This is a genomic window from Paucisalibacillus globulus DSM 18846, assembly GCF_000482485.1.
GTDB classification, from domain to species: domain Bacteria; phylum Bacillota; class Bacilli; order Bacillales; family Amphibacillaceae; genus Ornithinibacillus; species Ornithinibacillus globulus.
The window spans coordinates 26,062-48,882 of sequence record NZ_KI519436.1; the positions used below are offsets into that span (position 1 = coordinate 26,062).

19 protein-coding genes and 2 other annotated features are annotated in these 22,821 nt (G+C 35.6%); of the genes, 15 read left to right on the forward strand and 4 right to left on the reverse strand.

The features are described 5' to 3' along the window. Positions 1 to 113: 113 nt before the first annotated feature. The gene (locus K332_RS0113965; protein WP_026908018.1) at positions 114 to 2,162 is read left to right on the forward strand and encodes a catalase; all 2,049 of its coding nucleotides are present in this window, start codon (positions 114 to 116) and stop codon (positions 2,160 to 2,162) included. A gap of 370 nt (positions 2,163 to 2,532) precedes the next feature. Next, positions 2,533 to 3,867: an FAD-dependent oxidoreductase gene (locus K332_RS0113970; RefSeq protein ID WP_026908019.1), complete on the forward strand. Its 1,335-nt coding sequence runs from the start codon at positions 2,533 to 2,535 to the stop codon at positions 3,865 to 3,867. Between the two features lie 118 nt (positions 3,868 to 3,985). On the opposite strand, the gene sstT is transcribed toward K332_RS0113970, so the two are convergent. Beyond that, positions 3,986 to 5,206, reverse strand: a complete 1,221-nt coding sequence (sstT, locus tag K332_RS0113975) for a serine/threonine transporter SstT (protein WP_026908020.1) — start codon at positions 5,204 to 5,206, stop codon at positions 3,986 to 3,988. A 124-nt stretch (positions 5,207 to 5,330) separates the two neighbouring features. Continuing rightward, positions 5,331 to 5,550 (reverse strand) — a binding site (T-box leader). A gap of 34 nt (positions 5,551 to 5,584) precedes the next feature. Continuing rightward, positions 5,585 to 5,802, reverse strand: a binding site (T-box leader). Between the two features lie 175 nt (positions 5,803 to 5,977). Here sstT and K332_RS22555 point away from each other — a divergent pair. From K332_RS22555 to K332_RS22560, 4 genes are all read left to right on the forward strand, one after another. Continuing rightward, entirely contained in the window at positions 5,978 to 7,534 is a 1,557-nt protein-coding gene (locus K332_RS22555; protein WP_036689015.1) for a spore germination protein, read from the forward strand. After that, the gene (locus tag K332_RS0113985; protein ID WP_026908021.1) at positions 7,531 to 8,649 is read left to right on the forward strand and encodes a GerAB/ArcD/ProY family transporter; all 1,119 of its coding nucleotides are present in this window, start codon (positions 7,531 to 7,533) and stop codon (positions 8,647 to 8,649) included. Before K332_RS22555 ends, K332_RS0113985 begins: the two co-directional genes overlap by 4 nt. Next, positions 8,630 to 9,805 carry a Ger(x)C family spore germination protein gene (locus tag K332_RS0113990; protein ID WP_026908022.1) on the forward strand — a complete coding sequence of 392 codons (1,176 nt, stop codon included), beginning with the start codon at positions 8,630 to 8,632 and terminating at the stop codon, positions 9,803 to 9,805. The genes K332_RS0113985 and K332_RS0113990 overlap by 20 nt, the downstream gene beginning before the upstream one ends. A gap of 452 nt (positions 9,806 to 10,257) precedes the next feature. Beyond that, positions 10,258 to 10,521, forward strand: coding sequence for a PepSY domain-containing protein (locus K332_RS22560; RefSeq protein ID WP_084288008.1), 264 nt, complete (start codon positions 10,258 to 10,260; stop codon positions 10,519 to 10,521). Positions 10,522 to 10,742: 221 nt separating this feature from the next. On the opposite strand, the gene K332_RS0114005 is transcribed toward K332_RS22560, so the two are convergent. Then, a complete protein-coding gene (locus K332_RS0114005; RefSeq protein ID WP_026908023.1) occupies positions 10,743 to 12,251 on the reverse strand; it encodes an MDR family MFS transporter in 1,509 nt (502 codons plus the stop codon). A gap of 294 nt (positions 12,252 to 12,545) precedes the next feature. Between K332_RS0114005 and K332_RS0114010 the strand changes: the two genes are divergently transcribed. The 5 genes from K332_RS0114010 to K332_RS0114030 all read left to right on the forward strand — a co-directional run bounded on the left by K332_RS0114010 (position 12,546) and on the right by K332_RS0114030 (position 17,232). Continuing rightward, the gene (locus K332_RS0114010) at positions 12,546 to 13,418 is read left to right on the forward strand and encodes a TetR/AcrR family transcriptional regulator (RefSeq protein WP_026908024.1); all 873 of its coding nucleotides are present in this window, start codon (positions 12,546 to 12,548) and stop codon (positions 13,416 to 13,418) included. A gap of 231 nt (positions 13,419 to 13,649) precedes the next feature. Then, positions 13,650 to 14,312: a PspA/IM30 family protein gene (locus K332_RS0114015; protein WP_026908025.1), complete on the forward strand. Its 663-nt coding sequence runs from the start codon at positions 13,650 to 13,652 to the stop codon at positions 14,310 to 14,312. Between the two features lie 39 nt (positions 14,313 to 14,351). Next, the gene (locus K332_RS0114020) at positions 14,352 to 15,380 is read left to right on the forward strand and encodes a TFIIB-type zinc ribbon-containing protein (protein WP_026908026.1); all 1,029 of its coding nucleotides are present in this window, start codon (positions 14,352 to 14,354) and stop codon (positions 15,378 to 15,380) included. Then, on the forward strand, positions 15,377 to 16,150 hold the full coding sequence (locus K332_RS0114025; RefSeq protein WP_026908027.1) for a TPM domain-containing protein: 774 nt from the start codon (positions 15,377 to 15,379) through the stop codon (positions 16,148 to 16,150). The genes K332_RS0114020 and K332_RS0114025 overlap by 4 nt, the downstream gene beginning before the upstream one ends. Before the next feature lie 77 nt (positions 16,151 to 16,227). Next, positions 16,228 to 17,232, forward strand: coding sequence for an SPFH domain-containing protein (locus tag K332_RS0114030; RefSeq protein WP_026908028.1), 1,005 nt, complete (start codon positions 16,228 to 16,230; stop codon positions 17,230 to 17,232). Between the two features lie 158 nt (positions 17,233 to 17,390). On the opposite strand, the gene K332_RS23975 is transcribed toward K332_RS0114030, so the two are convergent. After that, positions 17,391 to 17,528, reverse strand: coding sequence for a hypothetical protein (locus tag K332_RS23975; RefSeq protein WP_156914204.1), 138 nt, complete (start codon positions 17,526 to 17,528; stop codon positions 17,391 to 17,393). Positions 17,529 to 17,561: 33 nt separating this feature from the next. Beyond that, complete coding sequence (locus tag K332_RS0114040) at positions 17,562 to 18,896, reverse strand: nucleotide sugar dehydrogenase (protein ID WP_245604702.1); 1,335 nt, start codon at positions 18,894 to 18,896, stop codon at positions 17,562 to 17,564. Positions 18,897 to 19,094: 198 nt separating this feature from the next. Between K332_RS0114040 and K332_RS0114045 the strand changes: the two genes are divergently transcribed. From K332_RS0114045 to K332_RS23980, 4 genes are all read left to right on the forward strand, one after another. Further along, on the forward strand, positions 19,095 to 20,201 hold the full coding sequence (locus tag K332_RS0114045) for a DegT/DnrJ/EryC1/StrS family aminotransferase (RefSeq protein ID WP_026908030.1): 1,107 nt from the start codon (positions 19,095 to 19,097) through the stop codon (positions 20,199 to 20,201). After that, a complete protein-coding gene (locus tag K332_RS0114050) occupies positions 20,198 to 21,274 on the forward strand; it encodes a Gfo/Idh/MocA family protein (protein ID WP_026908031.1) in 1,077 nt (358 codons plus the stop codon). Before K332_RS0114045 ends, K332_RS0114050 begins: the two co-directional genes overlap by 4 nt. After that, positions 21,271 to 21,969, forward strand: coding sequence for an N-acetyltransferase (locus K332_RS0114055; RefSeq protein WP_026908032.1), 699 nt, complete (start codon positions 21,271 to 21,273; stop codon positions 21,967 to 21,969). The genes K332_RS0114050 and K332_RS0114055 overlap by 4 nt, the downstream gene beginning before the upstream one ends. A 253-nt stretch (positions 21,970 to 22,222) precedes the next feature. Further along, positions 22,223 to 22,821: NTTRR-F1 domain (locus tag K332_RS23980; RefSeq protein WP_036689070.1), on the forward strand; the 599-nt coding region annotated here is incomplete at its 3' end.

The following is a 22,821-nucleotide window of genomic DNA, read 5'->3' on the forward strand; positions in this document are numbered from 1 at the left end:
AATTTTTGGAACTTTTAGAACCCAAATTTAATATTCTTTCCCCATTAATCAGTATAGAAATTCCCCTTTTGGAAAAATTACCAAGTAGTATATAAATGAAAGGGAAATGTTCTATGCATGAAAAAGATGAAGTGAATGAAAAGAGTAAACAACAGCAATTAGAGAATTTCAAAGTTAATGATTCAAGCCAAGATATGACAACCAATCAAGGGTTAAAATTATCTGAGGATGAATTTTCCTTAAAGGCTGGAGAACGGGGTCCCACTCTGATGGAGGACTTCCATTTTCGTGAAAAAATAACACATTTTGACCATGAACGTATTCCGGAAAGAGTTGTACATGCACGTGGATTCGCTGTCCATGGGGAGTTTGAAGCATATGAATCGATGGAAAAATATACAAAGGCGAAATTCTTATCTGAAGCAGGGAAAAAGACCCCTGTATTTGTCCGTTTTTCCACAGTGGTTGGGTCTCGAGGATCCGCTGATACAGTACGGGATGTACGTGGGTTTGCCACGAAGTTTTACACAGAAGAGGGAAATTATGATTTAGTGAACAATATTCACCCTGTATTTTTTATTCAGGATGGTATTAAATTTCCTGATATTGTACATGCCATAAAACCTGAACCACATAATGAGATTCCTCAAGCAACAGCGGCTCATGATACATTATGGGATTTTGTAGCGAATAATCAGGAGACAGCCAATCAAGTAATGTTCCTCATGTCTCCAAGAGGAGTGCCAAGAAGTTATCGAATGGTGGAAGGTTTCAGTATTAATACCTTTCGATTTGTGAATAAAGAAGGGGTTTCCCACTTTATAAGGCTCCATTGGAAGCCAAAACTTGGTGTACACTCTCTTGTTTGGGATGAAGCACAGAAAATTAGTGGCAAGGATCCAGATTTCCATCGTAGAGATATCTATGATGCAATTGAAATGGGAAATTTTGTTGAGTATGAATTAGGTGTACAAATGATTGAGGAAAAAGATGAATTTGCCTTTGATTTTGATATATTAGACGCAACAAAGTTTTGGCCAGAAGAGGAAATACCGGTAAAAATTATAGGGAAGATGACATTAAATCAAAATGTTGATAACTTCTTTGCGGAAACGGAGCAAGTAGCTTTTCATCCCGGGCACGTGGTACCAGGAATTGACTTTACAAATGATCCACTATTACAAGGAAGATTATTTTCTTATACTGATACACAGTTAATTCGCCTTGGCGGACCTAACTTCCATGAGATTCCAATTAATAAGCCCGTTGTACAATTTTATAATAATCAGCGTGATGGATACCATCGCCAAACCATTAATAAAGGGCAAGTATCTTATCATCGTAATTCTTTGGCGAATGATACCCCAACTCCTATAAGTGAGAGTAACGGTGGTTATGCCCATTATCAAGAAAAGATAGAAGGGAAGAAGGTACGTCAAAGGAGTGCAAGCTTCAATGATCATTTCTCTCAAGCAAAAATCTTTTGGAATAGTATGAGTGATCCAGAAAAAAAGCACACGATTGATGCTTTTAGCTTTGAAGTGGGACATGTGAAGGATATGAAGGTACGTCAACAAGTAGTGGATATGTTTGCTAATGTGGATGTAGGTTTAGCTACTCAAATCGCTCAAAACATTGGTGTAGAACCTCCTAAGGATGAACAAGTTACTAAAGAAACAAAGAGTTTTCCATCATTGAGTCAGCTGAATACGGTTAAGACTGCGGCAACCCGTAAAGTTGGTGTCATTCTAAATAAGGCCTTTAATGATAAAGAGGTAGTCGATATTTTGCATGGTCTCCATGCAGAGGGTGTAATTTATGAAATTATTAGTGAAAAGCAAGGGAAGGTAGTGGGAACAAGTGGTCAAGACTTAATGGTGAATCATACGTTTACAACTACTGATCCTGTATTATATGATGCGATATATGTTGCTTCAGGAGCGGAACAACATACTGAATTTCATAAGCATACAACCTATTACATAAAAGAGGCATATAAACATTACAAGCCTATTGCTGCTTCAAATGATGGAGTAATGTTCCTAGAGGAGAATAACTTTATTGGAAATCTAGGTGTAGTAGAAGGGTTAGGTGTTCCATTTGTAAAAGACTTTATTCAAGCAATTGCGGAACATCGTCATTGGAATCGTAAAACAGTTTAGTACGTTTAAGCCATTCATTCCTTCAAAGTCTGTGATTTTGTGGTGAATGAATGGCGTTTTATATTTCAAAATAAAATGGAAAATAGCAAATTAATGAATATTTTTATGAGATTGGAACGTATTGCTGATTATGAGTATGAAAATTAACTATCCGATTAATTAGAGAAATATACTTTTAGAAGTGATTGCACGTAGTTAGTTTTAATAATGAATCAATACTTATAAAAACATTTTGTGATTTATTTCACAAAAAAACATTGTATTTTAAATTAATTTAGTTTATAGTTTAATCATAATAGTAATTGTGATGTATATCACATACTTGTATTTGTGAAGTATATCACAAATAAATTTAAAGGAGTTTTTTAATATGAAAGTTATCGTAGTTGGTTGTACGCATGCTGGAACAGCTGCAGTTAAAAATATGGCAAATAAATATGAAGACTTATCCATTACAGTTTACGAAAAAAACGATAATATCTCCTTCTTATCTTGTGGAATCGCATTGTATGTTGGTGGAGTAGCACAAAATCCAAATGAATTATTCTACTCATCACCTGAAGAACTTGAATCCCTTGGAGTTGAAATGAAAGTAAAACATGAGGTTCTTGAAATAGATACAGAAAGTAAAAAAGTAATCGTCAAAGATATGGTAACGGGAGAAGTAATAACGGATAGTTACGACAAACTTGTTATGACTACTGGTTCTTGGCCAGTAATTCCACCGATTAGCGGAATAGACTTAGAAAATATATTGTTATGTAAAAACTTCCATCAAGCAAATGAAATAATTGAAAAAGCTAAACATGTTGAGCGTATAACAGTTATTGGTGCGGGATATATTGGGGTAGAGCTTGTTGAAGCATTTCAACTAGCAGGCAAAAAGGTTACCTTGGTTGATGGGGAGGATAGATTATTAAATAAGTATCTTGATAAAGAATTTACCGATATTGTAGAAGACGAATTTAGACGAAGAGATATCCAGCTTGCTTTTGATCAAACAGTAACCAAGTTTGAAGGCAAAGATGGCAAAGTATCAAAAGTAATCACAACAAAAGCTGAAATAGAAACGGAGCTAGTGATACTCTGTGTTGGATTCAAACCAAATACTGGATTGTTAAAAGGAAAAATAGATATGCTAGAAAATGGTGCAATTGTTGTGAATGAATATTTACAAACAAGTGATAAGGACATCTATGCTGCTGGTGACAGTTGTGCAGTAAACTATAACCCAACTGGTAAGAATATGTATATCCCTTTAGCAACCAATGCTGTCAGAATGGGAACGATTGTTGGTCTTAATATTATCGAACCTAAAGTGAAATATATGGGAACACAAGGTACCTCTGGACTTCACATTTACGGCTTTAATATGGCATCAACAGGTTTAACAGAAGTTACTGCAAAACAAGCTGGAGTCACTTATAAAGCAGTACAAGTTATTGAGAATAATCGACCTGAATTTATGCCAACTTATGAAGAAGTTAAATTAAAACTGATTTTTGAGGAATCAACTAGAAGAATATTAGGAGCACAAGTTATTTCAAGAGCGGATATGACGCAAACAATCAATACCTTATCCATATGTATCCAAAAAGAGATGACCATAGATGAATTAGGTTTTGTTGGTTTCTTCTTCCAACCGCATTTTAATAAACCATGGAACATCTTAAATCAAGCTGGCCTTTCTGCATTACAACACTAGATAACGGATAGTTACTTTTTTGAGAACGCTCATAGTTTAACTATTTGAGCGTTCTCTTTTTTAATTTGAGATTTTTAATACATTACTTGTAATTTCTACATTGCTTTACCAGAATCAGTCAATGATTTACTTTTAATTTACGCTTTTCAGCATACTCTGCTGTTGCAGTAAATAATACATCAGTAGATGAATTGAGGGCAGTTTCACAAGAGTCTTGTAAAACACCTATGATGAAACCGATAGCAACTACTTGCATCGCAACGTCATTCGAAATTCCAAAAAGACTACAAGCTAGAGGGATAAGTAGTAGTGATCCACCTGCGACCCCTGAAGCACCAGCAGCAGAGATAGCAGCGAGAACGATAAGGATAACCGCTGTAAAAATATCTATTTCAATATTAAGTGTATGAACGGCAGCTAGAGTTAAGACAGATATTGTTATAGCTGCACCAGCCATATTAATGGTCCCACCTAAAGGAATAGAGATAGAATAGGTGTTTTTATCCAAATTTAACTTCTCGCATAATCGCATATTCACCGGGATATTTGCAGCTGAACTTCGAGTGAAAAATGCTGTAATACCACTTTCCCTTAGACAAGTGAAGACTAATGGATAAGGATTTTCACGAATGTTTATAAAGACAATTAATGGGTTAACAACTAAAGCGACAAAAATCATACATCCTAGTAATACTAAAAGTAACTTGCCGTAGCCTAACAGTGCTGTAAGTCCACTAGTTACAATAGCATCAAAGACTAGCCCCATGATTCCTATAGGTGCAAAATTGATTACCCATTTTACTATGATGGATATTGCATTAGAGAAATTTTCTAACATATTTTTGGTTGTTCCTGTCGCACTTCTTAATGCAATCCCAAAAAGTATGGCCCAGGTTAAAATACCGATATAGTTTGCACTTAATAAGGCATTTACAGGATTATCAACAATATTAAATAAAAGCTTTTCTAAAACCTCCATGATCCCACTTGGAGGAGTTAAATCCTCAGCTCCAGAAGTAAGAGTTAATGAAACTGGAAAAATAAAACTTGCAACAACCCCAACTAAACCAGCTAGAAAGGTTCCAACAGCATATAGAATAATGACAGATTTCATATTTGTTTTATTGCCTTTTTTATGATTAGAAATTGCGTGAATGACTAGGACAAATACTAGTACTGGTGCTATAGCTTTTAATGCTCCTACGAATAAATCGCCAAAAATTGCAATCCAATTTGCTCCTTTAGGAACTGTTAATGCTAATACTACACCAAGAACTAAACCGATAAGGATTCGTTTTACTAGACTTACTTCATTCCATTTAATCATGATTTTTTTCATTTAAGTGACCTCCATCTCTATTTGTCTTTCAAACAACTAGACTAATTTTTTAGTAATTAGCTAAGCTTTGAAACACCATCCCTCACTTTCTTTCATTTATATAAAAAAACACACTCATCCCTCAAAAAGGGACGAGCATGTTTAACTCGTGGTTCCACCCAGCTTCCCATAAGCAGTTCTTATGGCTCTAGTGCTTTAACGCAGCAGTACGGTATTGGATACTGAATTCCCCAATACAGCTTCAAGGTGGTAAATTATTACCCATAGTATAGGAAGCTCTCAGCATTGCCTTCCCTCTCTGTTAAACTGGTAGAAATAATTTATGTCCTTTTCATAGCTATTATTCTTTGATAAATATAAAAAAACACACTTATCCCACAAAAGGACGAGTGTGTTTACCCGTGGTTCCACCTTAATTCCCATAGGTATTAACTATGGCTTTAGTGCTTTAACGCAGCAATACGGTATTGGTTAGTAAAATATCCCAAACAGCTCCAAGGTGGTAAGTTACTATTCTACGTTAGGAAGGTTCCAGCAAATCCTTCCCTCTCTGTAAACTAAAGTAAAGTAACCCATATCCTTTTCGTTGCCTTTAAAAAGTTTAACTTAAATTTATAGACCATATTATACCGTTTATAAACTTTTTGCAATACCTTTTTAGAATTTCTTTTAATGAAGTACGAACAGGACGAACTTGTTCACCTTCTGCATAAAAGAAAACAAAAATGGGAAATAAAAGGAGAGCAACCATTTAAGACTAGAGGGGATTATATGATACGCCGGTATATGAAAAAGAAGCACCAAGAAGAAAAACAGGAGAAGTGCGGTCAAAACATCTCTGTGAAACTAGAAAGTAAATTAGATGATAATATCCAGCAATTAAAGAAACTGTTAGATGAACCAAATGATCTAGTAATAAGACAGTTTACAATCGGAGCGGCAAATATTAATAGTGCAATTATATATATTGATGGGTTGATTGATAGGCAGTTGGTTCAGGATAGTATATTGGGAAATTTGCAAGTTAAATCAGTAAGTATGGAATTACCCAAGGAAAGTACAGCAATATTCAATGAAATATATCAAACATTCATTTCTATTACCTCGATAGAGAAAGGGAACTCCCTTGCTGACGTACTAAATGGTATTCTTTCAGGGAAAACGGTCTTTTTCTTAGATAATGAGGATTCGGTATTAGTGATGGATACAAAAGGTGGGGAGAGTCGTTCAATAGAACCATCTACTGCTGAAACAGTCGTAAGAGGACCAAAGGCAGCATTTGTCGAAAGCCTTGGAACCAATTTATCGCTTCTCAGAAGATCACTTCAGACGCCAGATTTACGTTTTAAGTCATATCAAATTGGTAAACGAAGCAAAAAAGGTCTAGTTGTAGCATATGTTGATGGTGTTATTAATTCGACTATAGTTAAAGAAGTAAATAGACGGCTAGAGTCGATTGATATTGATAATGCTCCTGAGTCTGGGTTCATAGAACAATGGATTGAAGATAGTTTCTTATCCCCCTTTCCTCAAATGAACAATACGGAAAGGCCTGATAGGGCAGTTTCTGCACTACTACAGGGAAAAGTGGTAATCCTGCTGGATGGGACTCCATTTGTGCTTATCGCACCTGTTGTTTTGGGGGATATCTTAAAATCACCAGAAGATTATTATGAAAGGTGGTTAATCGGTTCATTACTGCGCATGTTACGTTATTTGGGTGCTTTTATCGCACTCCTTCTGCCAGGACTATACATAGCATTAGTAACCATTCATCCAGGATTGTTGCCCTCTGACTTGGCATTGTCCATTGCTGCATCGAGGGAAGGAGTTCCATTTCCGCCTGTTGTGGAAGCATTTTTAATGGTAATCACGATGGAGTTATTACAAGAGGCTGGGATTAGACTGCCTACACCAGTTGGGCAGACGATTGGAATCGTTGGTGGGCTAGTAATTGGGGATGCTGCGGTATCAGCGGGGATTGTTAGTCCAATAATGGTAATTATCATAGGTCTGACTGCAATTGCGGCATTTGCAAATCCATCATTCACTATTGGGATAACCTTTCGTATTCTTCGTTTTGGATTTATGATAGCAGCCTCAGTATTAGGTTTATATGGCATTATTCTTGTTTACATCATGATTAATATCCACGTGGTAAATTTGAAGAGTTTTGGCATCCCTTATTCGACACCTTTTGCTCCAACTATGGTAAGTGATTGGAAAGATCTTGTAATACGTGCACCGATGACAATGTTAACCAAAAGGCCAAAATTTTTAGCTACGGAGGATTCAAAATCTGCAAATAAAGGGGTAAAAGACTCATGAAATTTTTCGAATATGGTAATGAGAAAATTGGTGGGAAAGAAATACTGATTGCTATTCCATCCATGTTGATTGGGGTCGGTGTTCTCTCATTACCTAGAAATATTTCTAGTAATATGATCGGATCCGATGGTTGGATAGTTTTACTATTAACGGGTGTTATTAGCATGTTAATGGTTTGGTTGATGGCTAGATTAGCTGCAAGCTTCCCAAACCAGCATTTCCTTTCCTATGCATCAATCATTGTGTCTAAGCCTATAGCTATCGTCCTAACCTTTCTATTTGCAATTTCCTTTATCACATTTGCGGCGTACGATATACGAGTACTTGGGCATATATCTCAGCAGTATTTATTTGATCATACCCCAGTAGAGATTGTAACCGTATCGTTTTTACTTGTTGTAGTATATGCCGTTGCGGGGTCAAGGGCTGCCTTGTTTCGCCTTAATATCATATTTTTTCCAATTATTACTATTATTTTGCTGTTAGTATTGCTTATTAATATAAAGTGGATGGATTGGACCAATATGTTACCTGTTTTTCAAACGGACTTTAACGGATATATAAAAGGAATGCATACTAGTTTGCTCTCATACATGGGTTTTAGTATTGTATTATTTTATATCGCAATTGTTGAACGTCCAGAAAGAGCGCCAAAATTAGTTATGATCGGAATGACTATTCCTATCGTATTCTATGTAATGGTGTATTTTGCATGCATTTTAGTATTTGGTTATACTGCGACATCTAACTTGCTATTTCCAACGATTGATTTAGCGAAAAGAATAGAAATCCCGGGTGGTATTTTTGAAAGAGTAGAATCTTTTTTCTTTGTTGTCTGGACAATGGGAGTATTTAATACAACTGCAATGGCGTTTGATGTTGCTGTTTTAGCTTTGCATTCCATTTTCAAACGAATTAAAAAGATGCAGCTTATATTAATTCTAAGTCCGCTAATTTACTATCTTGCATTATTACCCAGAGATACAAGCCAAATTGTTATGTTTGGTGAATTCATAGGTTCTTATCTTGTTTCATTTACTTTTCTTACTACGATGCTATTAATCATTGTCGCTAAAATAAGAAGGGTGAAACACAATGATAAAACGACTATATAAATTTGTGAATTGTTTACTTGTTGTTATCTTTCTTTCGGGATGCTGGGATGTCATTAACATTGAGGAACGTGGTTTTATTATGGGGATGGCAATTGATTTAGCAGAAGAAGGGAAAATTAATGGTAATTATCAATTAACATTAACAAATCAGTTTGTTGCTCCACCAAGATTAGGTACTCCTAGCGGGGGAGGCGAGGCTGGTGGGAAGGCGTATATGAATTTATCAGCAAGTGGAGAAAGTATATATGATATTTCTCAAGATCTCGCTAACCAAACAAGTAAAATACCATACTTTGAACATATAAAAGTTGTTATTGTTTCGGAAGAGGTTGCAGCTATACCCTCGCTTTTTGCAGACGTTCTGGATGTTTTTATCCGTAATAGAGATACGCGTAGGGGAATTAAGGTAATTATTGCAAAAGGAAAGGCGAAAGATATCTTAAATATACAACCTGAAATTGAAAAGCTGCCTAGCAAGTATATAGATAGAATTCTTGATAATAGTCTTACTAAGACTGGTGAAATGAAACCAGTTAGAGTTGGTGATATACATGAATATTTGCTTGCTGAGAGTAGTTTTGTATTATCTGAAGTGACGTCTGATGGAACAAGGATATTTTTTGAAGGTGGGGCAGTCTATAAAGGTGATGTTCATAGATTAATCGGAAAACTGAATCTGAAAGAAATGCTTGGTTTTGAATTAATAACGGATCAAAGGGTGCAAGGACCAATTTTGGTGAATTTCAATGATCATTTAACAACTTATTCCATTAGAGAAGCGAATAGCAAGATTAATATAGATACCCAGAATCCAGAAAATATAAAAATAGACGTAATAATAAAATTGGAAGGTGAAATACAGGAAACCTTTGGGACAGTCCTTTTACAAAAAGAGGGGGTAATTAATGCACTAGAAAAGAAAATCTCTGAAAAAGTAAAGGAAATTGCCAATCAGACTGTAGAGAAGGCACAAAAAGAGCTAGAAGCGGATGTATTTGGTTTTGCGGATAACTTAGAGAAATTCCATTATGATACCTGGGAGAAAATAAAAGGAGATTGGGACAAAGGTGAAAAATACTTTTCTAAAAGCACTATAAATATAAAGGTAAGGGCAGAAGTCCGATCCGATGGGGTTGTAGAAAAATCGAAAAAGTAGAAGAGACGGGTGATTACTATTTGGGATTATTTGTTTGGGTTTTTACCAAAAAACTTGGTGCTAATTTGTACTGTGCTAGCTTTTGTTATACCATATTTTGTTTATAAAATTAATAAGAAGTTACATGAAAATGGTGATCCCCCGTGGAAGAAGGAGGAGTATGATAAAGGCTGATTAGGACGAGGGTAGAAATGACACCGTTAAGCATAAGCCATATATTTGATATATTGAACGGATAGATTTGATGTGACCTAATAAGATGGAGTGGATGTTTGCAAAATAAAGAGGGTCTACATTAATGCTTATTAAGGTAAATTGATTTAACAATAATAACTATTTAAAATAACTCCTAAATAATAGGTCAATAGCCAATTAATCGAAAATAAATCACTCATTGTAGGCACTAGCGTATGATGAGATTGAGAAAAAATTTTCAAAAGGGGAATCAGTATATGTACTATCCTACAGGAGGATATTGGCCGGAACATAACTATGGATATGGAAGAAATAATGGAGCATTTTATCGTGAAATAACGATTGTGGAAGCAATGAATATAGCTTTGCAGCAAGTACCTGGACAAGTGGTTAAAATTGAGCTTGATACAGAAAAAGGTATTAGAGTATATGAAGTCGATATTATCACCGCGCAAGGGATAAAGTATGAAGTTTCCGTCGATGTAAATACTGGTGCAATTGTAGAAGTAGAAATGGACTAATCCAAATATCTAAATGTATTTAAATACAGTATAAGAATCAAGGCAACCAGCTGTTCATAGTTCGCTACACTTAACTGAAGTTTCACTTATATCTAATAAAAAGAGTCTCTCCATAATTTAGTTCAATATTATTATGGAGAGACTTTTTTATTGGATTTAAGAAAGAATGAAGAGATAGAATTATCTATTCCCTTTAAAATCGAAGTATATATAATTTATTCTTAATTAGTCACTGGACATTCTTTTTCATTTAGTTTTTCTAGTTTTTCAATCGCTTCATCACTCACATCTACTCGTTTAATGAAGAATACTAAAATTAAAGCAATTAAATTAATGATTACACAAATAAAGAATGAATACTGGATTCCAGAAAGTAAAGCTTGATGACCTATCATTTCAGTTGATTCTGCTGTTAGTGTTTCAGGGTTAGTCGTAGCCATTAAATTCTTACCTTCCGATGTTGCTACGTTATTCATAATGGTAACAAAAATAGCAGTACCAAGAGAACCAGCTACCTGTTGGGCAGTGTTGTTGATTGCTGTTCCATGTGGATTTAAACGGTTTGGTAATTGATTCAAACCATTTGTCATAATTGGCATCATAACCATGGACATACCAAGCATTCTCAGTGTATAAACCAAAATAATATAAGCATAGGATGAATCGATTTGTAATTCGGATAATAAATAGGTTGATACAGCTGTGATAGCAAGTCCTATAACACCCAAACTACGTGGTCCGAATTTGTCAAAGAGTTTACCAGTAATTGGTGACATGATTCCCATGACAATTGCCCCAGGTAACATCATTAGTCCAGAATCAAGCGGAGAAATTCCCCGAACATCTTGAACATAGGCAGGTGTTAAAATCATTCCCGAGAACATAGCCATCGCATTAACAACGGAAATAATGAAAGCTAACGTAAACATTGGATATTTATAAACCTTTAAATCTAATAATGGTTTTTCCAGTTTAGATTGACGAACAATAAATAAGATTAATGAAATTCCGCCAACTATTAAAGTAGTTAATACAGTAGAATCGGTCCAACCATTGGAGCTTACAGTACTTACACCATATAATAATCCACCAAATCCAATGGTTGATAGTATTACTGATAAGTAATCGATGGTTGCATTCTTAAATGTTTCCATTACATTTTCTGCCTTCCAAATGGCCAATAATAGCGATATGATGGCAAGTGGTAAAATCATTTCAAAGAGAAAACGCCAATCATAATACTGCACAATGTAACCAGAAAGGGTTGGTCCAATAGCTGGTGCTGTGATCATTACTAGTCCGAATACGCCCATTGCAGTTCCACGTTTTTCACGCGGAAAACTGACCAACATAATATTCATTAATAATGGTCCCATGACAGAAGAACCTGCAGCCTGAACCATACGACCAGTTAATAATAATCCGAAGTTAGGTGCAAAAGCAGCTAGAGCAGTTCCCAATGTGAAAATTGACATAGCTGTAATAAATAATTGCCTATTTGTAAAACGGACAATTAGAAACGCGGAAGCAGGAATCAATACCCCACTTACTAACATATAACCAGTAGCAAGCCATTGAACGGTTGGATAGTCAACTCCTAAATCATTCATGATAGTTGGCAAAGCCACATTTAATAATGAGTTATTTAAAAATGATACAAATGCGCCAATAAACAAAACTACCAACATAATATATGGAGGTTTTGTTTGTTGATTTAACGTTGAATTCATGTGATCCCCTCTTTTGTTTTTATTTTGCCTTTACGGGAAGTTAAGCCCCCCACTTTTTTAAAAAACAAGAAATGTTAGTGGGGGGTAGGCCATCCGGAAAGGTCCTATTCGTTAAACAACAATCAGCGGGAGTCACTATAACCCCCACTGATTGTTGCTACAATTTATAATCACTTTGAAGATTTTATACCATTGGTTCAATAAAATCAATACTTTTGTACATAAAGTTCAAAATTGATATTTCCCTGTAACAAATCTATACTTTTCCTATAGGGAAAATTCAAGGAGGATATTATGAATAAGCGGAAAAGACATGTAGCAGATGTTGCATTTGAACTATTCGTTGAAAAGGGCATCGGTCAAACATCTATTCAAGAAATTATTGAACAAGCTAAAATATCAAAGGGTACTTTTTATAATTATTTTTCGACGAAGAATGACTGTATTGCAGAAATTCTGGAGGATATACGATATGATAGAAGTCAGTTACGGATAGAAGTGCAAATAGGTAAAGACAAAACCGATCGTCAAGTATTAATTGAACAAATTTCCATTGTAAATCGTATAAATGAAGAACGGAAAATCAGCGAATTGTTTGAGGCTATTTTAAGTTCAAATGAACCAGACCTTAAAAATTATGTGTTACAACATCGTATATATGAAACCGAATGGGTATCTGAACGGATGGTTGAAGTTTATGGTGAACATATAAGGCCATATTCCTTCGAACTTTCTATATTATTCCTCGGAATGTTACATTCCCTCACTTTACTTATGCGAGTATCAAATAACTTTAGTTCCATTGATAAAGTTGTTGATGTATTGCTTTCTTATGTTGAGAGTATTATTCCAACGATGCTTGATAAAAGAAGTAATCTATTAAACTTTTCCGAAATTGATTTTCTTCGTTCTAAAATTGAGCAAAAAGTGGTTACATTAGAAGAAATCTTGCATTATGCAAAAGAAATTGAAAAGGAATCAGTATTTACAATAGAACAAAAAGACCTATTCGATGCGATTGTGTCAGAACTTAAGAGAGAACGAATTCGTAAAAACGTAGTCCAAGCATTATTGAAGCCATTCAAGGAATCTTATGGACAGTCTCCGATGAAATCACAATTAAGTACTATGACTTATTTAGTTTGGTATTATTTAAAATTGATTTAAAGTAATGGAGACTTACTCTATTCAGTCTGATATTGGGAACTTAAAAGAAAGGTTTCCCATAAGTTACTAATACTTATGGGAAACCTTTTCTAGTCTTTGTTATGGCAGGGCATACATTTCAGTGAATACAAAGGATGTGTTTCTCAGTCCTTCTCTTAAACTTTCTGAAACTTTCTATTCCAAAATTCCGTATAAATAGATACTATTAATATAGATGGAGGCGGGAGTAAAATGAGCATGCTAAAACGAGTACGAGATATCTTAGCGAGCAATATTAACGCGAAAATCGAAAGTACAAAAAATCCGGAAGTGGAAATTAACAATTATATAAGGGAAATGGAACGAGACTATAGAGAAATGAAGGGGGAGGTTGAAGCTTCTATTTCTTTAATGAATCGGACAAAACGTAACCTCAATGATTGTAGGGCAGAAATGAAGAAACTGGAACGATATGCGGTGAAGTCATTAGAGAATGATGACGAGGACAAAGCACGTCACTTTTTGGAAGAAAAATCTAGTTTAAAACCAAAAGAGCAAGAATATGAAAAGCACTACGAGTTAGCTACAATTAAAGCAGAGCAAATGTCATTAGCGGTGGAAAAACTTTCGCAAGACTTATCCGTACTTTCTAGTCAACGTGATCGTATTATTGGGAAATTAGCTACTGCCAAGAGTAAACAACAAGTAAATGAGACTGGTTTTTCTCAATCAAACGTTCGTTTAACTACTTTTGACCAATTAGAGGAGAAAGCAAATAGGGCATTGGCGGAAGCGGAGGCATTAGAACAGTTAAGAAAAGGATTAGATTATGACATAGATAAGCTAGGTCCACAGTATGATAACAGAGTGGATGTGGAAACAGAAATGGAAAAGCTAAAGGACAAACTAAAATAACTAGTTGAATAGAAATAAATGTGGACAGGGGGAAGTGTAATGGTCATTCAATATAAATGCCCTAACTGTGGGGATGATATGGCGTTTGACAGTGAATCTGGCAAGCTTTCTTGTGGAAGTTGTGGACGTACAGATAGGATAGAGGATTTTTCTGATGAATTTATTTCCACAAAGTTTTCGGAAGACGAGGCAAAAGAATATGTATGTAATAATTGTGGTGGGTCAGTTATTACTGATGCCGATACCTCAGCTACATCCTGTAGCTTTTGTGGGGCTGCAGTTGTATTAGCTGATCGCATTTCTGGTATTCATGCACCGGATAAGGTTATACCTTTTCAGATTAGCAAGGAAGAAGCTATTCAAGCATTCAAAAAATGGTGTAAAAATGGTAGGCTTACACCAAAGGGATTTATGTCAGCTAATCGTATTAAAGGGATTACAGGAATATATGTCCCATTCTGGCTCTATGATTTACATAGTCTTGCAGAGGTCAATGCAAGAGCTACCAAAGTAAGGAATTATACGCAAGGGGATTATATTTACACGGAGACCAAGCACTATGATGTATATCGTAAAATAGACCTAACCTTTAATAAAGTACCGGTTGATGCTTCTGAGAAGATGGATGACGACTTAATGGATAGACTGGAACCATATGACTATGGAAGTTTAAAAGATTTTAAAACTCCTTATTTAGCAGGCTATTTAGCAGAGAAGTATAATTATAACAATAAAGACTTGTTTCCTCGAGTGAAGTCAAAAGTAAGTAGCTATATTGATAAATATATTCGTTCTACGATAAGTGGATATTCTTCCGTACAATATAAGCAAAAACATGTGAATACGAATGAAACAAAAGCATACTATGTTCTTCTTCCGGTATGGATGGTTTATTATGATTATGACAAGCAAGAACACACTTTTGCAATGAATGGTGTCAATGGAAAAGTGGTCGGAAAGCCTCCACTAAGCTTGGCGAAAGTATCTGCTTGGTTTGGAAGTATTGCTGCAGCTACTTTCATTGCTGCTAAGATCGTCACTATTATTGTTGGGGGTGATGTCTGGTGAGGAAGCGGGTCTTATTTCTAACTAGTATTTTTTCAGTGGTTCTTATCTTTGGGTTCTTAACTTCTGTTTTCGCGGATGAGTCTAAACAACGAGTATATGATTATGCTAATCTATTAACTGATGATGAAATAGCAAAGTTAGAGAATTTAGCCCTTAAGCATGGTAAAGAACATGAAATGGATTTTATTATTGTTACCACACCGGATGCTGATGGGAAATCTACTAAGAAGTATGTTCAAGATTTTTATGATGATATGGCATTTGGTTTTGATAAGCCACATGGTAATACGGTACTCTTGGGTATGGATATGAATGAGAGATATGTTTATATAGCTGGTTTTTATAAAGGTGAAAAATACATTGATGATCAAAGAATAGATTTAATTGTTGATAAAATTACACCTAACTTATCGAACGAAAATTACTATGATGCATTCGTCCAATACATTGAAACAGGTTCAGAATATATGGGATATATGCCTGGGATTAACCCAGAGAGCTTTCTATTAAAGACTTGGTTCCATCTGTTATTAGCAATAGGGGTAGCTGGTGTAATAGTAGGATCCATGGCTTACAACTCTGGCGGAAAGGTTACTGTAAATGAACGAACATATACAGGGAACTTTCAAGTGGTTGGACGTAAGGATACGTATTTAACAACCAATGTAACTAAGCGTAGAAGGCCTCAAAACAATAGCAGTGGAGGCGGCGGTGGAGGTGGAACCACAAGTGGTGGACACTCTCATAGCGGTGGAGGGGGAAGGTTCTAAATGACCCCGTCATTATAAATGGAAGAGTATAGAAGTTTAGAACACACATCGATATAACAAAGGAGAGGAAGTTTTATATGTCTTTTTTTAGAAATCAATTTGCTGATGTCATTGAATGGGAAGAGTTTCGCGATGATATGATATTTTGGAAGTGGAGTAATAAAGAAATTAAAAAGGGAAGTAGACTAATTATTCGTCAGGGGCAAGATGCCCTGTTCCTTTATAATGGAAAAGTTGAAGGTGTTTTTAAGGATGAAGGTGATTATAATATTGAATCTGAAATCATTCCTTTCTTATCTACACTAAAAGGGTTTAAGTTCGGATTTAATAGTGGACTTCGAGTAGAAGTGATTTTTATTAATACGAAGAAATTTAATGTGAAATGGGGTACTAGAAATTCCATTAATATACCAACGCCAACACTACCTGGTGGTCTGCCAATAAGGGCGAATGGTACCTTTGATTTTCAAGTAAATGATTATATTGCACTAATAGATAATATTGCGGGTGTCAGAGACCGTTACCTAGTGGATGATGTTAAAATCCGCATCACCTCAATATTAGACCAACTATTAATGAAGTGGATTACTAGAGAAGGAAAAGATATTTTTAATTTACAAATGAATAGTTTAGAAATATCCAGAGGGATCAGGGAAGACCTGGATATGGAAATTCATGACACGGGAATGACGATCACTGGATTTAGTGTGGGAAGCTTTAATTATCCGAAACAAGTTCAAGATATGATAGATAAAAGTGCTTCCCATGGAATGGTTGGAGATGTTTCTAAGTACCAGCAAATTTCCGTTACAGACGCAATGGCTTCTGGTAAGCTACAAGGATCTGGTACAGCGAGTGATATGGCTGGGATGATGATGGGAATGACAATGGCTAATAAGATGATGGACAATATGAATCAGTCAGGTTCCCAAAATCAGAATCAGCAGCAAAACCAGAATCAGGTACCACAATCTAATCAACCATCAAATGGTTCTAGTAATGTTCCGAATTTCTGTCCAAATTGTGGTCAAAAGACTGCTGGAGCAAATTTCTGCTCAAATTGTGGGCAGAAATTAGTCTGAGAAATATAAGAAAACTATATTTTAGTGTATGGGTATCTTCATTATTTGGTTGTAAACATTACGTGGTATCTTTGGAGTACTTTAATTCTAAAGTACTTTCCAAATATGTGAAAAAGGCGCTTCTGGAAGCGCCTTTTTGGTGTAATATAGTAAGGAAATTAGTTAGCTTGACGGGAATATTGATTATGAGTACCTTTAATTCTATTTTTCCCACAACCACACCCAGCAGTTGCTCTTTTCGCCACGATTTTTCTTGTTTGAGAATTAACTTTGACGATCGGTCTCGCTTTCAACATCAAACACTCCTTTAGAAATAAATATAATAATCTCTACAGATTAATCACTTGGATATTCTTCGAAAACTTATGTTTCCATACTAGCCCTTTAATATCTATAATCATTCCTTCTTCTTTTCTCAAGAGCTTTTGAAAATCAACTTCCTTCTTGCTTCGATATTCTTGATGAGGAACTGCAAGAATTACAATGTCTAAATCCTTTAATTGGTCCCATTCAACATGCTTAAGATTATCTTGTTCGGGTATTACTTTTTGATTTAGATACGGATCATGAGTGTAAACATCAAAACCATACTCTGCTAATTTGAAGGCGACTTCCATTGACTTTGAGTTCCGTATATCTGGGACATTTTCTTTAAAAGTTAGCCCTAGTACGCCAACTTTAATCTGGCTAGGCTTTAGTTGTTGTTCTTTCACATGCTCAAGTGCAATATCGGTTACAACATCAGTCATACTTTCATTTATCTGTCGTGCTAATTCAAGAAACTTTGGTTTATACCCTTTGAGCGCCGATTGATATATAAAATAATAGGGGTCAACTCCTATACAATGTCCGCCCACTAAGCCTGGATTGAATGGTATAAAGTTCCACTTAGTCTTAGCTGCATCAAGGACTTCTTGCGTGTTAATACCCATTTGTCTAAATATCAAGGACAATTCATTCATATAAGCTATATTAATGTCCCTTTGCGTATTTTCAACTAGTTTAGTAGCCTCTGCAACTTTAATAGAACTAGCTTGATATACCTCTGCATCGATAACGTTTTGATAAAGAAGATATATTTTTTCAAGAGTAACATTATCTTGGGCAGCTACAATTTTAGCTGTATTGGAAAATGTATGAGTTCTGTCACCAGGATTAATTCTCTCCGGTGAATACCCAATAAAGAATTCTTGCCCACATTTTAGGTTAGAACTTTTTTCAAGTATTGGGATACAGACTTCTTCTGTTGCCCCAGGATAAACAGTGGATTCATAGATAACAATTGTTCCTGATTTCATATACTTACCAATGGTAGTAGAGGCATTGGTAAGAAAAGAAAGGTCAGGATCTTTGCATGTATTTAATGGAGTTGGAACAGTTACGATAATTACATCACATGAACTTAGTTGTTCTTCATTTATGGTAAAATCTATGGAAGATTCCACTAATGCCTCGCTAGGTACTTCCCTAGTTTCATCTATATGATTTTGGAGGGAGTATACTCTATCCTGATTTACATCATAACCGATTACTGTATATTTTTGAGAGAATGCTAAAGCAACTGGCAGTCCAACGTAACCCAAACCAACTACCCCAATAATTGGTAGATCCTTCTTGGAGATACCATCCATTTCTTCGTAAGTTCTTGCTATCCTAGTTTTCATATTAACTATCCCTTCTAATAATTGAGAGCTAATATTTTATATGAAATCAGTTCATAGATTGTTCCGACCTAGTGTTAAAAAAGGCAATATTACTAGGACATATGTTGAAATCGCATATTTTGGACATTGTGCCGTTCCTCTAGATTTATCGTATCAATACATATATAAGGATATAAATCTTGTTAAAGGAGAGAAAACATGATTCCATTAATTGATCTTACAAAGCAATACGGGGGAATCCAGAAGGAAATAATAGAAGCAATTCAAGACGTACTAACGGGTGGTCAATATATACTAGGTCCAAAAGTAAAAGAATTGGAAGAAAAAATCTCAGAGCGGCTGGGAGTTAGACATGCCATTGCTGTTGGAAATGGTACGGATGCTCTCGTACTTACCTTGGATGCTTATGGTATTGGAAGTGGTGATGAGGTTATCACCACACCCTTTACATTCTTTGCAACAGCCGAAGCTATTTCAAAAGTTGGGGCGACCCCAGTCTTCGTAGATATTGACCCTGATACATTTCATATGGATCCAAGTAAGCTAGCTGATAAGCTTTCTACACGAACGAAAGCAATTCTACCAGTTCATATTTTTGGGCAACCTGCTAGTATGGATACGATCCTAGCATTTGCCGCAGAACATGATTTGCTGGTGATTGAAGATGCATGTCAAGCATTTGGAGCTACTTTTATGGAAACAGAAGTTGGGAGTATTGGAGACGCTGCCTGTTTTTCTTTTTTTCCAACTAAAAATCTTGGCACTATTGGTGATGGAGGGTTAATTACCACATCAGATGATAGATTAGCAGAATCACTTCGCAAATTACGGGTCCATGGTAGCCAAGAGAAGTATTTCCATCAACAAATAGGGTACAATAGCAGACTTGATGAAATACATGCTGCGATTTTATTAATTTGTTTAAGAGAAATTGATACATGGAATGAACAGAGAATTTCAATTGCTAATTATTACTTTGCTAAATTAAATCATGTTAAACATATTGAACTACCGGTAGTTATGTCTAATCGTTCCCATGTATTCCACTTATTTTGTATAAAGTCTTCTAGAAGGAAAGAAATAATTTCTGCACTTAAACAAGCAGATATCCAAACAGGAATTTATTATCCACAATGCTTACACCTTCAGGAAGTATACCGAGAATTAGGATATGATGACGGTGATTTTCCTGTCGCAGAGATGGCAGCCAGTCAATTGTTTGCAATTCCGATGCATCCTTTTTTATCAAGGGAAGATCAAGACAGGGTCATTGATGTTATTCAAAAAGTAAGTGAAAGGTTATGACAATTTCAATTGGTCTTATCGGATGTGGATATATAGCAAATAAGCATTTGAAAACTATTTCCCAGCTTGATGAATTGGAATTGACAGCTGTTAGTGATATTGATTCGGGAAAAATGGATGAAGCAATTCTGACTTATCAGCAATTATCTAACAAGGAAAATAGTATAAAAATGCATTCAAATTTTCATGATATATTAACAGACAAGGAAATAGACATTGTAGTGATTGCAACGATTTCAAGTCTTCATGCCAATATGGCTGTTGAAGCATTATTACACAATAAACATGTTATTTTGGAGAAACCACTTGCTCTTTCCATTTCTGATGCTCAGAAAATACTGCAAGTAGCAAGGGAACAAGAAAAATACATTTTAGTTTGCCATCAGCTACGCTACCGACCGGTCTTTAGGAAAATAAAGAATATAATTGAGGACGGTTCTTTAGGCGAGCTTTATCTTGGTGTTGCGTCTATGCGCATTCATCGCCCAAATAGCTATTATAAGGAATCTAATTGGAAAGGCTCTTGGGAAAAAGATGGAGGAATGTTATTAAATCAAGGGATTCATTTAATTGATTTGTTGGTTTGGTTAATGGGAGACGTACAAATGGTCTTTGGTGATATTGTTAATAAGTCTAAAGTAAAAGAGACGGAGGATATAGCTTCGGGTATCCTGATATTTAGTAATCAAGCAAGAGGCATTATTGAGGCCAATACCATGACACAACCTGAGAACCTTGGTTACTATTTATCTATTTTTGGGGAGAAAGGAACGATTTCTATTGGTGGGTCAAACTTTAATAAGATAGAACGTTGTTACACTGCAAGCCCATCTAATAAAAATGAAGTCTTAACTGTGTTGGATGACCATAATGAACATATGTATATGTACCAAAATTTTATTAACGTAGTAAATAATAAGGAAAAATTGTTATTAATAGACATGAATGACGCACTTCAGTCCTTAATGACTATATTTGGAATATATGAATCTTCTATATTAAATGAACCAGTTAATCTCCCCTTAGACTCTTTCACGACGAAAGACATGAATGGGAAAGGGGGAAGGATATGATTCATCATACAGTAATATTCGGTGAAAATGTTGAAATGGGTGATTATGTAAAAATAGAGAAGAATGTCACGATTGGAGATAATGTGGTAATAGGGGAATTTGTCGTCATAAAGGAAGGTACAGAAATAGGAAGTAATGTAATAATTGGGGATCTTTCTATAGTTGGCAAGAAACCTGTATCTAATAATAATATGTCAAGAAAACCAAATATATCTTCTGCTGCTCTATCCATTGGGGATGGTGTAATAATTGGGTGTAATACGGTACTCTTTACTGGAACTGCTATCCAAAAAGATGCATTTATTGGTGACTTAGCTAGCATAAGAGAAAAAGTAGTTATAGGAGAAGCTAGTATTATAGGGCGAAATGCAATAATTGAGATGAATACGATGATTGGTAGATACGTTACGATTCAAACGGGGGCATATATAACTGCTGATATGATAATAGAAGATAATGTATTTATTGGACCATGCTGTTCGACTTCAAATGATAAATACATGGGGATAGGTAACTATAAACATCAAGGACCAATTATTCGGCAAGGGGCAAAAATAGGAAATAATGCAACGCTTCTTCCGGGAATAACAATCGGTAAGCAAGCTATCGTTGGAGCAGGATCTGTAGTAACCAAAAGTGTGCCTGATAAGCATACAGTTGTTGGTAATCCAGCTATATCAATATATATGAAATAGTATAAAAAGTAGCGGAGCCGTTTGAGGTAGGTAATATCTTGAACGGTTTTTTTTATGTGAGGATATATCTATTGGTTGTTATTTTCTAGTAATAGTTCAATCATCTAAAAAATGCCTTTAGAATAGCACAATTGAAGCTACCAAGGGTTAACGGCCTGAACAAGCAATTGAAGAATTACATACTATAATTTGAGTTTTGGTATTAGATAAGTTCTAGTAGAAAACTAAATAAATAGTAAAGGAGGATACTAGTTTGTCGATAAATAATTTAATTGTTAATGGTAGCTTTGAGACGGGTGACTTTACAGGTTGGCAAGCAATAAATGCTGATATTACTAATCAATTTGCGCATTCAGGAGATTATTCAGCAAGACTTGCTAATAGTTCAGTCGTTGCTTCGTTATCACAAGTAGTTCCCGCAGAGCCAGGGAGAGGATATGTATTTTTAGTCTCTCTATCTAAAAGTAATCTTCAACAAAGTCCAAGAATCGATCTTGAAGTCCTATTTCTAGATGCTGCTGACAATATAATAGGAGTAGGTCTAGAAGTGGAAATTGAATATGGTAATATCCCTGTAGTGGTAGATGATACCTGGTTAGAGATATACCAGACAACAGGAATTGCACCAGTGGGAACAACACAAGCACAAGTTATGATAAGTAAACAAATCAGTGCCTTAAGTGCTCCTTTTGTGTATGTTGATGATGTAGATTTACTTGAAAGTGAAGGGGATGGCCCAACAGGTCCAACCGGAGCAACTGGAGTAACAGGCCCAACTGGAGCAACCGGAGCGACCGGAGCAACTGGGGTAGCCGGAGCGACCGGAGCGACCGGAGCAACTGGAGCAACTGG